We start from the raw sequence: 14,112 nt of genomic DNA, 5'->3' as shown, positions 1-14,112 counted from the left end.
TAATGACGCGGATCAGCGCGCCGTTTCCAAATCACGATACTCAGCACCTTCGCCAAACACATGCTGGGTCATCTGCTGATTCCTGGGCTTGGCCTTCATCCGGTTGACCTGGAGACGCACAAGCAGCACCAGACTCAACGGGCCAATCCACAACATCTTGAGTCCGTTCCAAATGCTCAAGAGGACGAGCACATTAAGCCAAGCTGGGCCGCCATCCTTGATGACCTGTACCAGGATTGCCGCGATCAAGAAATATGGGTCGCCAACAGCATCGCTGGCACACCCCATTTGAGACCGCGTGGGGTGCGGATCGCATCAAGCAGGATATTGGTCGGCATGTACCGACGCAGAAAATTTCGGGTATGGACGCTTCCAGTCCAGAGCAAGCGGATCACGATCTCGTTCCTCTCCATCGCACAAACAACTCCGACGAGGCGATGCGTTGAAGAGTGACCAGGAGGGTCTGCCACAAGTGGCGCGTTGGAAGGAGTATCCGCCTCTGTGACCAGGATACGACGAAGCACTGACAGGAGGGAAGCCCGCGAGTTGACTCATCGGAAACCTCCGCTTGTGCGGGGTCGTTGCCTCAGGTAAGGAACTTCGCGTGAGCACCATCGTGGATGGAGCTGACGATGAGTCAACGCAAGGCCGTGACGAAGAAGAAGGCGCTGGCCTACCGCAGCGCGGACCGGGCGGATAAGTCTCGGATCTTGGATGAGCTGGTCGAACTGACTGGCTGGCACCGGGACTATGCGCGGGCAGCGCTGCGCCAGGCGCTGGTGATCCGGGAGGTGAAGCCACGCAAGGCGCGCCCACGGATCTATGGCGATGATCTGTTGCCGGCGCTGATCCGCTGTTGGGTGCTGCTGCGGGCCCCTGCCGGCAAGATCATGGCCCCATTCATGCCGGTACTGGTGCCGCTGCTGCGCGCCGAGGGCGAGATCAAGGTCACCGATGCCCAGGCCGAGCTGCTCAGCGGGGTCTCGGCGGCCACGATCGACCGAATGCTCAAGACCGAACGGCAACGGATGACTCTGCGGGGACGTTCGCGCACCAAGCCCGGTTCGCTGCTCAAGCACCAGATCCCGATCCGCACCTTCGCTGACTGGAACGACGCCGAGCCCGGGTTTGTGGAGATCGACCTGGTCGCCCATGACGGCGGTGTGGCGGCCGGGGAGTACTGCTACACCCTGACCATGACCGACATCGCCACCGGCTGGACCCTCAACCGCTCAGTGCCCAACCGGGCACGGGTGTGGGTGATCGAGGCGATCGACCACGCTGCGGCGATGTTCCCGTTTCCGATCCGCGGGATCGACTCCGACAACGGATCGGAGTTCATCAACCACCACCTGCTGGCCTACTGCGAGCAGCGCGAGATCACCTTCACCCGCGGGCGGGCGGGCAAGAAGAACGACGGCTGCTACGTGGAACAGAAGAACTGGGCCCGGGTGCGCGAGCTGGTCGGCCACTACCGCTACGACACCGGCGACGAGCTGGATGTGCTCAACCAGATCTGGGAGGCCGATGACGCCTTCGCGAACTACTTTCTGCCCAGCCTCAAGCTCGCCTCCAAGCACCGCGACGGGGCCAAAGTCGTCAAGAAGTACCACCAGGCCGCCACCCCACACCAGCGCGCCCGCGCCCACCCCGCGATCCGCAAACGGCCCGTAATCACCATGAACGCCCGCTTCAAGCGACTACGCCTCGGCGCACTACAACGCCAGATCCTCGACCTCACCAGGCGCCTCGAGACCCTCGCCCAAGCCAAGGGCCGCACCCGCCACAACCAACAAGCCCGAGCCGGTCAGCTCACGGGGTAACCGGAGGAAATAGCTGAGTCAACGACCCACCACCCCCGGAGATCGGCACCTGAGGCAACGATCAACTCATCCGGAGGTCTTGACATGAGGCATCACGGCCCGAGACCTTCTTGGCCTCAGAGTCCGAGGGCGTGAATGACCTGTCGCTGCTGTTCACGGTGTGAAGGTGGTTGAGTCGATGGACGAAATTGTATGACCGCTGCTTGGGCTCGTGCATAGTCAATCTTCTGCGCAGTACGCTCCGGCACTGGGCCAAGTGGATCACTGCTGCTGACCTGGTACCGGTCGCGGTAGGCAGCGATGACGCGTGCACGCCGCCGCCAACCAGTCATCATGTGCTCGTTCTGACGTTGTGGGAAGAGCGGCTGCACCCAATCGGCTGCTTCATCGACAGCGTGGTCAACGAGTGCATCGGCGCGTTGCTCGATCAGCTCGCGCCGCTCATTGAGTGCCTGCCGCATTTCTGGACTCATGGTTCCTTCGGCGTGTGGGATAAGTCCTGCGATCAGGCGTGGCTGTTTTCGCGTCCGTCCTGACCCGGCTGGACGAGCAGTGGCTTTGACGAGTCGCGCGTGCAGTACCGATGCGATGTCATCGGCATCCTCGACGCTGCGTGCCTGTACGAGGCGTGGCAGGAGCCGATCCACATCGTGGTGATTCGCTTCCGCTCGTCGCAACTCCGCCGATAGTGCACCATACGCATCGGAGGTAAGCGCGTCTTCAGCCTGTTCAGGTGTGAGGCCACTCGCATGTAGCAAGGTCGCCCAGCGGTCGTATTGTGCTGCTTGCGCGATCGTCTCGTACTCGGCCGCGAGCTGCGCGATCGAGCCCCACAGTTCCTGCTCCGCCGTGATGGTTTCGTGGGCGGAGAGTTCAGCGCCGACGTGTTGCATGACTCCGTAGAGCACGGATCTGGCAGTGGCATCACTGTTATCACCGGGGTGGGGCTGGCTGTGCGCATCATCGGGTTTGTCTACGGCGACATAAGCGTGGTTGGCGTTGCGGCCGCGGGTCATCGCGACGTAGAAGTTCTCCCGTGTCGTTGTCGTAGTCACAACTGTATGTGCGGTGTCGGTGGTGATGCCTTGTGCTCTGTGGGCGGTGACGGCGTAGCCGAGATCAACATGCTCGGACACGTACGCGGCAGGCAGCACGATCGCGCCTCCGAAACGACGCCCGATGGCTCGTACGGTGAGTGAGCCGTCGTCACGGACCTGGGTGATGTGCCAACGTGCACCGTTGCGCACCCATGTGTCTTTCGTGCGCAGTCGCCGGTCGTTGCGTCGAGTAATAATCGTGTCCCCGACACCCGCCAACGACCCGTCATTGAGTTCCACCTCACGACTCGGGTGTAGAGCACCGTCAAGAATCAGATCGGTACGGGCACGGTTGTTGAGTGCGGTGACGGTCTCATTGGTCTCCGCGATCAACACCGATGAAGTGCCCGCCGCGGTGTCTTCACGCCAGGCAGCATATGCGGCGTCTGTCATCGTGTCTTCGCCACCGTCATGGATGCGGCCATGATCGAGGTAGGTGTCGATGATGTCGGTGCGGCCGTGCCGAAGTTCAAGGGATGCGGTCTTTTCCCACTCATTGCTGAACCGGTGAATATCGATCAGTTCGGGTGCGTCGTCCCGGTCACCGGCCAGCAGTGCGAACGCGCCGCCTGCGTCTACGGATTGCAGTTGCGCATAGTCGCCCACGAGCAGTACCTTCGCGCCTGCCATTTCGGCAAGTCCTGTGATGCGATCGAGTGAATGAGTACCGGCAAGGCTCGCTTCGTCAATGATCACCAATTGACCGGCCGTGAACGCGGTGCCGTGGGTGAGGTGGTTGTGCCACCACTTCGCAGTGTTCTCTGTCGTGATACCGAGATCTTCAGCGAGAACTTCTGCGGCGACAGCGGACGGTGCGAGGCCGACAACCGAACCGGCTCCGTGTTCGTGTTCCCACGCACGGCGGAGCGCGTTCATCGCGGTGGTCTTGCCAGCACCGGCTGCCCCACAAGCACGTCGATAGTCCTGCCCGACACAGCGATCGACGCGAGTGCGGTCGCTTGATCATCGCTCAGCATCCGCCCATCAGCATCGGGACGACGGGTGATCTGCTCGACCGTCGTAAGCTCCACAGTAGGTGACGCCGTTGAACGGGAACGTTGCAGGAGGCGGTCTTCTGCTTCCAGCAGGGTTTCGGAGGAATACACGGTGGAGTGCTTCGGTCGGAATCTGCTCGTGCCATCATCTCGTTGGAATACGACCGGGCTTGATGCCAATTCGGGTGGCGTCAACCTGAGGGACGCGTTCTCAGCTGCATCAACCACAAGCCCGGTGATGGCTTCACGATCCAACATGGAGGCGAAGCGCCATCCCATGAGTTGACGGGATGCTTCGGCGTGCAGGTTCCAGCGCCGCCACGTCGACCGTTTCTCACCCACTACATCCACGATGTTCTGCCCGATCTCAGCAGTCACATCGAGGGGTACATCGTCAGCACGCAACAGCATCGCGGACGCGTTCACTGCAACGTCTTGCGCCCACCGGGTTGCATCTTCACCGAGCAGGCGAGTTGCGCGGGTGCGCCAATCTGAGGTGAGTTCTGCCAGGGATCGCACCTGTTTTTCGGGTCGGGTTGCGAGGGTTGCCTGGGCTCGGAGCTTGAGAATCGTCGCCGTGGACGGCTGCTTGCCGTGCTTGTCGATATAGGCGTCGATGAGGCGGTTCTTCTCGACCTCAATATGGTGGGAACGAGTCGAGAACTCCGACACCAATTCCTCAGGCACAGCGGTGATTGCCCATGCCGGGTTACGATCACGACCCATATCCCGGGCTTCCCATTCGATACCGAACGTGCGGGTCATGTGATCGGCAAACACCGCCTCGTGGAGTTCTGAAAGTGCGACGACGGCGGCGTGCATCGGCCTGCCGTCAAGGGAGCGCCACTTGCCGTCTTGCGCGGTCTGGACCTTGTTGGAGATCACGACGTGCGTGTGCAAGTGCGGGTCACCGGCACGGGAGTCGTAGTGATCGAATGCGGTGGCGATCACCCCAGTGACATCGACTTGAGCTGCGGCACCATCCGGCCCGGTTGCACCGACTCGCGTGGCTGCAACCTCACGCTCGATGAATGCAACCACCTCCGCAATCGCCGCATGGTGCGCTTGCGCGATCAGCGCTTGCGTCCCTGCATCGGCAACTGCCCACAACACCGACGCGGACTTCGGTATCGAGAACGTGTAATCAAATCCAGCTACGGCACGACGGGTACCCCGCTCGATTTCCTCGGCTTCGATCTGTGCGAATTGTTTCGCACGGGCGGCGGGCGACAATGACGCATCCAGCTCTGATACTCGGTGCTCGATGCGCTCCGAAACGGGCGTAAAGGACTGATATGCACGGCCGAGGGGGTCACCGGTGATCGGGTCACGGCCCATCCCAACAAGCAGCTGGAGTTGCGCTTCGGATACCTGGTCACCGGTGCTGAGTTGTCCTGCTCCGATCCCGGCGAGGCCTTGCCCGATCCAGCGCCCGGGTGGTGATCCCTGCTCGGCGTAGTAGCGGGTCAAGGGAGTCGAGAGCGACCAATCTCCATCACCGGCGGCCACGGTGCGCAGCAGATATTTGTAGCCGTCCCCGGCGGACATCACCCGCACCGAAACCGTCATCGCTCCTACCTCCTGAACGACAGGTAAGCCTCAGAGACCGCTCCGACTGCCGCGTCAGCTCAGGGTTGATTCGCGGGCTCGCGCCTCTTCTGCAAGACGCGTGGCGGCTCGTGTTGGGACCCAGACAGGTGATCGTCGAGAACGTGCTCGGCCCGCTCTCGACCACGAAATATGCCCACAGAGGTAAGGAGCAACCGGAGATGTTCACCGTACCTTCCTGGTGGCCCGAAGATGTGGCCTCATGGCGACTATCAACGTTCTTTAGAAAGTTAAATACCGCCGCACAATGAGCGTTCACCGATTTGGGAATGATGATCGAGGCTGTAGCGAGGCTCGGATGCTCGGTACCTGATTCCGAGAAAAACCTCCCCTATGTGCCACCGGCATTTTCACCGATGAGATCGACAGTGGCATCAACGCCGCTGGGTCGGTCAGAAAAGTTTCGTCGTGCCGTAGTTTGATGTTTGATAAACTGCGGTTATGTCGGTGTCTACGTTGTCGGAGAGTACTCAGAACTATCTCAAGGCGGTGTGGAGCCTTGGGGAGTGGTCCGATGTTCCGGTGACCGCGTCGATGGTCGCGGCACGCACGGGGGTAGCGTTGTCGACGGCATCGGATGCGATCCGGAAGCTCAGTACACAGGGCCTGCTGGAGCATGCCCGCTACAGTGCGGTGAGCTTGACGCCGGAGGGCCGCTCGCATGCGGTAACGATGGTGCGTCGGCATCGACTGATCGAGTCGTTTCTGGTCGAGGTGTTGCGGTATCGGTGGGATCAGGTGCATGAAGAGGCGGACATGCTTGAGCATGCCGTGTCGGATTTCATGATCGACCGCATCGATGAGCTTCTCGGACATCCAGAGCGCGACCCACACGGTGACCCGATTCCTGCGGCGGACGGGACGGTGACGAGGCCCGATGCGGTGCTGCTCACGAGCGTCGGCGCGGGGGCACGGGTTCGGGTAGAGCGGATCTCTGACGATGACTCGGAGCTGCTGCAGTTTTTCGCGGATCATGGCATCGTATACGGGACCGTTCTGGAGACGAGAGCCGCGGCTCCCTATACGGACACGCTCGGGGTGGCTGTCGTGGAACACGGGGCAGTGCTGCCGCTTGGACGTTCTGCGACGGATGCGGTCTGGGTGGCAATGCTCGAATAGTGGTGTGCGTCGGGGTGAGCCGATCTGTTGCCGCTTAGGCTGTGACGGTATGTATCTGACCAGCGACGGTAAGTCCCAGGCTTGCTTTCCCGGTCGAGGTGTCCAGCTCAATGACACCGATTGCGTGATCGATATGTGTGATTTGCGCTGGCGAGTTGGGGGTGAGTCCCAGCATCTGGAAACGTTCGAGGAGTTCGCGATCACCTTCCACCACCCGTGTGATACGCAGATCTACTGCTACGGGGTGGCTTCTCAGTGCGGCATCGGAAACCTTACTGAGGTGGCCGGTGATATCTGGGATGGGGTGCCCGTACGGGTCGACAGTCGGTGATCCGGCCTTCTGGAACATACGCTCTGCGAGGGTGTTAGTGAGGGCAAGACTGATTCCTGAGGCCTCCTCTGCAATATTTGGCCAGGGTATGCCGAGCACGTTGCAGAGAAATGCGCGCGCTATCCGTTCGTGTCGGATTGCGAGGAGCGCGGTACTGCGTCCCTTGTCGGTCAGATCGATGGGGCCGTATCGTTCGTGGTAAACGAGGCTCGCCTCGCCCAGTCGCTTGATGGCCTGCGAGACCGTGGCCGGGGCTCTGGCGAGACGGTGGGTGAGGGCGGTGACGCTGACGGAGGCATGGTGGTGCTCCTGCAGATGCCAAATTGCTTTCAAGTATTGAATCGCGGTGCTCTCCTGCATGGTCTGATGTCACGTCGGGAGGCCCGGTTTACGCGGAGGCTAGTGCTGAAATCTCGTGGTGTGCGAGTTTTCTTCGGCGTTGTGCAAGCCGTGTGCCTGCCAGCACGGCAGCGAACATGAGCCCGTAGAACACGGCCATCCCGGCACTCGTGGCGGCGTCGAGAACGTACGCGACCCAAAAACCTGCCACCGCACCAACAATGGCGATGATCACGGTGAGCGTCATCATCACGGGAAGGCGCGTGCTGAGCAGGTAGGCAGTCACGGGCGGCACGACAACGAGTGCGATCACGAGGATCGCGCCCGATGCGTTGAACGTCACCGAGACGAGGAACATGAACGCGGTGTTGATGAGCCCGGTACGAATGCCGAGGCTGCCCGCGAACTCGGGATCGAACGTCATGACTTTGAGTTTCGAGTAGAACACGGTGAGGAAGGTGACGTTCACGAGCAGGACCGCGAGCATCACGTACATGTAAGACGGGCCCAGCGAGACACCGCCGATGATCAGGTGCCGGAACGCGGCGATGTTGAGGTCCCCTGCGAGCACCATGTGAGTGTCGAGGTGGATGTTCGCGAAGTTTATGCTCACCAAGATCACCCCGCCGCTGAACAGTGCCGGGAAGATGAGCCCCTGCGGGGCATCTCCGGTGAAGAGGCCGGTGCGGGTGAGCCATTCTGCGCCAAGGACCACTAGCAGGCCTGCGAGGGCAGATCCGATGATGAGGAGGGGTGAGTCGAAGTTGCGGGTGATGAAGTAGCCGACAACGATGCCAGGGAGTACCGAGTGGGCGATCACGTCGACGAGCATCGACCCGCGACGCAGCACCACGAAAGTGCCGGGGAGCGCACAGGCGACGGCGGTGACGACGGCGAGCAGCATGGTGCCAATGGCGAAACTCATTGCACGGTCCTTTCCATGAGGAGTTCATGCTTCAGCATCGCGCGTGCGCGTCTGCGCGAGAAGACACGGGTGATGATGCTGCGGCGCGGGGAAAACAGCAGAGAAACTACGAAGATCGCGAACAGGGTGAGCACGATCAGTGGCCCAGTGGGTATGTTGCCGAATGCGATCGGTGCCTGCACGCCGGAATGGATATTTACAAGTGGACAATGAAGCTCGGCCCGCTCGTGCCCGGTGAACTCCTCCTCGACACCTTTGATCTCGCGCTCGATATTGGGCGGGTCGACATGCAGGCCTCGCCCTACGACGTGAGCGAGTACGGTCTCCCGCCCGTGAAAATTGAAACGCCCGAGGGTAAAAGCGAGTATGCCGCAATGCAGCGCGGCTTCATGGAGCGCGGCAACGCCCTGCGGGTGCGGGTGCTTGACGCGATCACCCGGGCCCGCGAGAGCGCCGCCGCATAGCTACTCGGTTAGCTACTCCAGCAGTTACCCGAGCGCGGCGGTGAGCACCCTGAGATTGTATTCAAGGTACTTCGCGTAGGTGTTGGCCTCCGGATGTTCGGCGTCACCAATCTCATCGGAGTAGATGGGGTCTTCAAAAATGGGGATCCCCGTCTCTTCTGAGATCTTTTCCATCGGTCGAGTATCAACGTTGGATTCAACAATGAGGTACGGCACCTCAACCTCTTTCAGCTTTGAGATGAGCCGGGTGAGTTGCTCAGCCGAACCGTTTTCTTCCGTGTCGATCTCCCAAATATAGTATTCGGTGAGGTCGTAGCGGTCGGCAAGATATTGGAAGGCGCGCTCACTCGTCACGAGCACACGCTGATCCTCGGGGATCGCGTCCAGCCCTTCCCGGTACTCCGCCTCAATCTTTTCGAGTTCATCGAGGTAGACGTTCGCCCGCTCCGTGTATTCCGCCTCGTGTTCCGGTTCGTGGGCGATGAGTCCGTCGCGTATCGCCTCCGCCATCATGATGCCGACCGTTGGGTCGATGAAGGCGTGCGGGTTGATCTCACTCTCGGCGGTGCCCTCGCCGATCATCATCGGCTCCACCTCGTGAGAGGCGATGATCACGGTGTCTGGGTCGGTGCCGACTGACTCGGTGAGCCGCGCAAACCATCCCGCGTCTCCTCCCTCGAGGTTCAGCCCGTTCATGATGAGTAGGTCAGCGTCTGCTACCGCTTTTGTGTCTTCGGGGAGGGGCTCGTATTCGTGCGGGTCGGTGCCGGTGGGTACGAGGTTGTGCACCTCGATGAGGTCACCGCCGATCTCTTCGGCCATGTTTTCCAAAATGGTGAACGAGGTGACCACCCGCAGTGGCTCCTCGCCCGAGGCGGGTGGCTCACCGTTATCGGCAGCTTGGGTGCAGGCACCCAGGAGCAGTGAAACGGTGATGAGGGCTGCAGCCGCGGTGAGCCGGGCCCTGCGGCGAGGGTGATGGGTCATTGAGGTTGTACCTTTCTGTGTGGGATGAGGAGCCCCTGGCGGGGTGAAAACAGCATGGCAAGCACAAACAGTACGGCGGCGATGATCGCGATGACGGGCCCAGAGGGGAGGTTCGTCGCAAAGCTCACGACCATGCCCACAAAGGAGCTCACCGCCCCGCAGGCCGCGGCGATGATGAGCATCGGGGTGAGGCGTTTCACGAGCAAAAATGCGGTCGCCGCAGGGGTGACGAGTAGCGCGATGACGAGCACCACTCCGACGGTTTGCATCGAGGTGACCGTGACGAGGGTGAGGAGCACGAGCACCAGGTATTGCAGGTTGCGGGTTTTGAAGCCGTACACTTCAGCACTCGCCTCATCAAAACTTGAAATGACAAGCTCTTTGTAGAGCAGTGCGACTACCGCGATGACGACGGCGCCGACGATGATTGAGAGGATCATGTCTTCCGTTTTTACCGCGAGGATGTTGCCGAACAGGATTTTGGTGAGGTCGATCGCGCTTTGTGCTTTCGCGATGAGCACGATCCCGATCGAGAACATGGTTGCGAGGATGATGCCCATCGCCGCATCCTGTTTCACGGTGGTGCGGTTTTGGATGAACCCCACGCCAAACGCCGAGAGGAGGCCTGCCGCGATGGCGCCCCAGAAGAAGTTGATGCCGAGCAGGTAGGAGACGGCGACGCCGGGCACGACGGCGTGTGAGATCGCGTCGCCCATGAGTGCGAGGCCGCGGAGCATGACGAGGCTCCCGATGACCCCGCTGATGATGCCGGTGAGCACGGAGACGATGAGCGCTTTTTGGAGAAAGTCGTAGGCGAAAAGGTCGGTGAAGAACTGCATGGTTATGCCGCCCCTAGGTGTGGAATGCCGAACACGGTCTCGAGGTTTTTTGCGGTGAAGGTTTCTTTCGCGGGCCCGATGCGTGCCACCCCGTGGTTGACGAGGGCGACCCAGTCGCAGTAGTCGAGCACCGTCATGAGGTCGTGGTGCACCATGAGGATGGTGACCCCCTGGGCACGCAATTCTCGTAGCGTTTCAACAATCGTGGTTTCGCTTGTTGCGTCAACCCCCTGAAAGGGTTCATCCATGACGAGGAGCTCGGGTTGCCCTGCGAGCGCGCGTGCGAGGAGCACCCGTTGGCGTTGTCCGCCTGAGAGCTCCCCGATGGGTCGTTCGGCGAGGTGGGTGAGCTTCACGGTGTCGAGAGCGGTGGCGGCGCGTGCCCGCTCGGTTTTGCCGGGGCGTTTCACCCAGCCGAGCCCGGCGTAGGTGCCCATGAGCACAACGTCTCGCACCGTGACCGGAAAGCTCGGGTCGAGGGTGAGGGACTGTGGCATGTACGCCACGCGGGCGCGCACCCGTGACAGTGGGTGATCGAGAAACCGCACCTCGCCGGTGGTGCCGGGCAGGAGGCCGAGCATGGCTTTGAGGAGTGTTGATTTCCCGGCACCATTGGGACCCACAATGCCGAGCACGACACCGCGGGGCACCTCGAAGGAGACGTCAGTAAGTACTGGGTTATTGCGGTAGCCGGCGTGGAGCCCGCGAACCCGGACCACCGGGTCAGGCACAGAGAGATTAGCCATGAAGAATCCTTAAGTTTAGTGCACCGAACTTTTTGGATGCTCCTACCGTAAACCCTCCGCTTTCACCCGTTAAATCGCGAAACACACGGGCGCACGAGATCCTCTGAGGCAGACCCCTCTGCCCGCTAAGGAGCGTAGCTGCCGCCATGACTCCCAAGCCGGTCACCAATCGTGATTGAGTGCGCATTGAACATCTTTCTCTTGATTTCCAAACTTATATGTTTGGAATGCCGTAGTTGAAAAGCATAGCAATCGTGTTTTTTGGTCACGTCGCCCCGACTCTGTTCTCAAGGTCGCTGAACTTACTACTCCTCAAGTTGCGTGGTGATGCGTTTGTGTACGTCACGAATAGGTTTGGGGAGGTTCGGGAATTGGGCGAGATGCTCGCTACGGTGGCCCATCTCAGCACCCCATCGCGCACGGTCGATATGAAGCAGCCGGTCGAGATCGCCCGCTTGGAGGTTGAGTCCGTCGAGGTCGAGTTCGTCAGCTGTGGGGAGAATACCGACCGGGGTGTGCTGCCCGGTCGCGCGTCCGTGATGGTGGTCGATAAGCCAAAGGAGAGCACGGAGGTTGTCACGGTACCCCGGCCAGAGGTAGCGGCCATCGTCTGGATCTCGCTGGAACCAATTGACGTGAGCGAAGATTGGCGGGTGGGCAAGGTTGCCGAGGATGGAGAGCCAGTGCTGGGCATAGTCCCCTTCCGGGTAGGAGAGGAAGGGTCGCATGGACATCGGGTCATAGCGCAATTGCCCGTCGAGGCCCTCGGCTGCGAAGGTGGCCTCGGCACCCAAGGTGAGTCCGTCGTAGACACCCTCCGCGGGGTCGGTGATCGCGCGGATCAGGGGTTCACGGTCACTGGTGCGTCCACCAAAGATGATCGCGTCAATTGGTACTCCGGCGGGATGGTCAGCGGCAGGAGCGAGCGTGGGGATGTTGGTGAGTGCGGTCGCGAATCTACTGTTCGGGTGCGCCCAGGGGTCATTTCTCGTGCGCTCGTCGCGGTCGGTGATGAGGTGACCGGCCCAGTCGCGCCATCCTTCGATCTGCGTTGGCGGCTCTGGGGTTTTGCCTTCCCACCACACCTCCCCGGTGAGGTCGTGGCGGGCGACGTTCGTGAAGATCGCACCGCTTCCGGGGCCCATTGCATCGACAGCTACAGGGTTCGTGGTTTCGTTGGTGTCTTTCGCGACACCAAAGATCCCGTTTTCGGGGTTCATGCCGTAGTGGACTGCTCCCCATTAGTTGGACTGTGGTTTCAGTTCTGTTTCTGATGAGGACTTTCTTATGCGTGCGACGAGTTTGTTGACGGTTCAGCAACGTGAGGCGTGTGTTGATTTATTCGAGGCTGGTTACAGTGCCACAGAGGCGGCGCGGAAGCTGGATGTGCCTTTTGGGAGTGTGTCGTTGTTGCATACGCGGTGGCGTGTTCGTGGCAGGCTGTGTCTTGTGGAAAAGAGAAAAAGGCCCAGGGTTCCGGATGAGGTCAAGCAGGAAGTCGTTGCCCGTTACGTCGCTGGTGAGACAGCGATGCAGTTGGCTCAGGAGTTCGATCTAAGCGGTGTCGAGATCGTCAGGGATTGGGTGCGACAAGCGCGTAAGCGTGATGGTGAGGAAGCCGTACCAAGGAAAAAGGCTGCACCGTTGTCCGAGGCTGAGACGTATCAGATGAAACGTGAACTTGAGAAGCTGCGGGCAGAGGTCGCGTATCTAAAAAAATTGAGGGACTTAAGGAACCAAGGACGCAGGTAAGAGCCGAAGCTGTGTTCGCCCTTAAGTCAGAGCATCGCCTGGATGACCTGCTGGAAGCTGCGGGTCTGGCTCGCTCAACCTACTTCTACCACCAGAAGCGCCTGCTGGATCCCACACAGCGTGAGAAGCATGCTGTGCTCAAGCAAGCGATTGTGGAAGTGTTCCATAGGAACAAGCACCGGTATGGGTACCGTCGTGTGCTTCTAGAACTGCGCAAAGCAGGCTGGGTCGTCAACCACAAACTGGTGTACAAACTGATGGACCGTATGGGCCTGAAGGCTGTGATCAGAAGATCGAAGAAGTACAGCTCGCATCCGGGCAGGCCCAGCCATATCGCTGAGAACCTGCTGGCACGGAACTTCCGTCAGGACTCACCGAATAGCGCATGGGTCAGCGATATCACCGAGTTTCATGTGGCAGGCCAGAAACTGTATCTCTCACCGATTATGGACTTACACGACCGGGTGATCCTGGTCCATACCATCGCGAAAGCCCCCACAACAACAATGACTGCCCAAACCCTGGACAGGGCTATCAAGGAACACCAGCCAGCACCGGGGCTGATGGTCCACACCGACCAGGGACTGCACTACCAACACTCCAGCTGGCGCGACCTCATCACACAAGCAGGCGCTGAACAATCCATGTCACGTAAGGGCAACTGCTTTGACAACGCGGTCATGGAAAACTTCTTCGGCCAGCTGAAGACCGAGATGTACTACAACCAGAAATTCAGCAGCTTCGAACAGCTCGAACAAGCAATCGACAGCTACATCACCTGGTACAACACCCAACGACTACAGACCCAATTCAAAGGCCAAACCCCAACCGAAAAGCGCCACCAAGCGCTACAACCCCAACCAAAGTAAAATCAAAGTCCAACAAACGGGGGCAAGTCCACCACACTCGTCGGCCCCGAAGTCTGGTACCGAGTCCAATCAGTGCTCGGCGCAAAACAAGTGAGGTTACCCTCGTTTAGTGGACACCCTATTAGTGCGGATCTTGTGTCCGTAGGAGAGGATGTTCATTGTGAGTCAACAGCGCAAGAAGTACACGCCGGAGTATCGGCGTGAAGCCGCGAACCTGG

12 protein-coding genes and 1 pseudogene are annotated in these 14,112 nt (G+C 60.3%); 5 read left to right on the top strand and 8 right to left on the bottom strand.

All coding sequences use genetic code 11. The annotated features are described in order from the left end of the window. Positions 1 to 12: 12 nt before the first annotated feature. Entirely contained in the window at positions 13 to 249 is a 237-nt protein-coding gene (locus Bravens_RS10900) for a hypothetical protein (protein ID WP_425304149.1), read from the bottom strand. Between the two features lie 383 nt (positions 250 to 632). On the opposite strand from Bravens_RS10900, the gene Bravens_RS04290 reads away from it, so the two are divergent. Next, a complete protein-coding gene (locus tag Bravens_RS04290) occupies positions 633 to 1,823 on the top strand; it encodes an integrase catalytic domain-containing protein (RefSeq protein ID WP_062020688.1) in 1,191 nt (396 codons plus the stop codon). 116 nt (positions 1,824 to 1,939) lie between these two features. Here Bravens_RS04290 and mobF read toward each other — a convergent pair. After that, a pseudogene (gene mobF, locus Bravens_RS04285) lies at positions 1,940 to 5,484 on the bottom strand (MobF family relaxase). A gap of 480 nt (positions 5,485 to 5,964) precedes the next feature. On the opposite strand from mobF, the gene Bravens_RS04280 reads away from it, so the two are divergent. After that, the gene (locus Bravens_RS04280) at positions 5,965 to 6,642 is read left to right on the top strand and encodes a metal-dependent transcriptional regulator (protein ID WP_062020606.1); all 678 of its coding nucleotides are present in this window, start codon (positions 5,965 to 5,967) and stop codon (positions 6,640 to 6,642) included. A 34-nt stretch (positions 6,643 to 6,676) separates the two neighbouring features. Here Bravens_RS04280 and Bravens_RS04275 read toward each other — a convergent pair whose 3' ends face one another. Together Bravens_RS04275 and Bravens_RS04270 are read right to left on the bottom strand one after the other, a co-directional pair. After that, positions 6,677 to 7,333, bottom strand: a complete 657-nt coding sequence (locus Bravens_RS04275) for a metal-dependent transcriptional regulator (protein ID WP_062020604.1) — start codon at positions 7,331 to 7,333, stop codon at positions 6,677 to 6,679. A gap of 28 nt (positions 7,334 to 7,361) precedes the next feature. After that, on the bottom strand, positions 7,362 to 8,237 hold the full coding sequence (locus tag Bravens_RS04270) for a metal ABC transporter permease (RefSeq protein WP_019175825.1): 876 nt from the start codon (positions 8,235 to 8,237) through the stop codon (positions 7,362 to 7,364). Positions 8,238 to 8,263: 26 nt separating this feature from the next. Here Bravens_RS04270 and Bravens_RS04265 point away from each other — a divergent pair, with 26 nt between their 5' ends. Continuing rightward, entirely contained in the window at positions 8,264 to 8,701 is a 438-nt protein-coding gene (locus tag Bravens_RS04265) for a hypothetical protein (protein ID WP_176745003.1), read from the top strand. Positions 8,702 to 8,725: 24 nt separating this feature from the next. On the opposite strand, the gene Bravens_RS04260 is transcribed toward Bravens_RS04265, so the two are convergent. The 4 genes from Bravens_RS04260 to Bravens_RS04245 all read right to left on the bottom strand — a co-directional run bounded on the left by Bravens_RS04260 (position 8,726) and on the right by Bravens_RS04245 (position 12,493). Next, positions 8,726 to 9,688: a metal ABC transporter solute-binding protein, Zn/Mn family gene (locus tag Bravens_RS04260; protein WP_062020602.1), complete on the bottom strand. Its 963-nt coding sequence runs from the start codon at positions 9,686 to 9,688 to the stop codon at positions 8,726 to 8,728. After that, positions 9,685 to 10,527, bottom strand: coding sequence for a metal ABC transporter permease (locus Bravens_RS04255; protein ID WP_061942160.1), 843 nt, complete (start codon positions 10,525 to 10,527; stop codon positions 9,685 to 9,687). The genes Bravens_RS04260 and Bravens_RS04255 overlap by 4 nt, the downstream gene beginning before the upstream one ends. A 2-nt stretch (positions 10,528 to 10,529) precedes the next feature. After that, entirely contained in the window at positions 10,530 to 11,273 is a 744-nt protein-coding gene (locus Bravens_RS04250) for a metal ABC transporter ATP-binding protein (RefSeq protein WP_062020600.1), read from the bottom strand. 305 nt (positions 11,274 to 11,578) lie between these two features. Further along, positions 11,579 to 12,493, bottom strand: coding sequence for a phosphoenolpyruvate carboxykinase domain-containing protein (locus tag Bravens_RS04245; RefSeq protein WP_062020598.1), 915 nt, complete (start codon positions 12,491 to 12,493; stop codon positions 11,579 to 11,581). 229 nt (positions 12,494 to 12,722) lie between these two features. Here Bravens_RS04245 and Bravens_RS10695 point away from each other — a divergent pair, with 229 nt between their 5' ends. Then, entirely contained in the window at positions 12,723 to 13,025 is a 303-nt protein-coding gene (locus tag Bravens_RS10695) for a transposase (protein WP_197456676.1), read from the top strand. An 11-nt stretch (positions 13,026 to 13,036) separates the two neighbouring features. Beyond that, complete coding sequence (locus tag Bravens_RS10395) at positions 13,037 to 13,894, top strand: IS3 family transposase (protein WP_244878114.1); 858 nt, start codon at positions 13,037 to 13,039, stop codon at positions 13,892 to 13,894. The last annotated feature ends 218 nt before the right edge of the window (positions 13,895 to 14,112 follow it).

The sequence above is a fragment of the Brevibacterium ravenspurgense genome, from assembly GCF_001584615.1.
GTDB classification, from domain to species: Bacteria; Actinomycetota; Actinomycetes; order Actinomycetales; family Brevibacteriaceae; genus Brevibacterium; species Brevibacterium ravenspurgense.
This window is presented reverse-complemented; position numbering and strand designations above follow the sequence as displayed.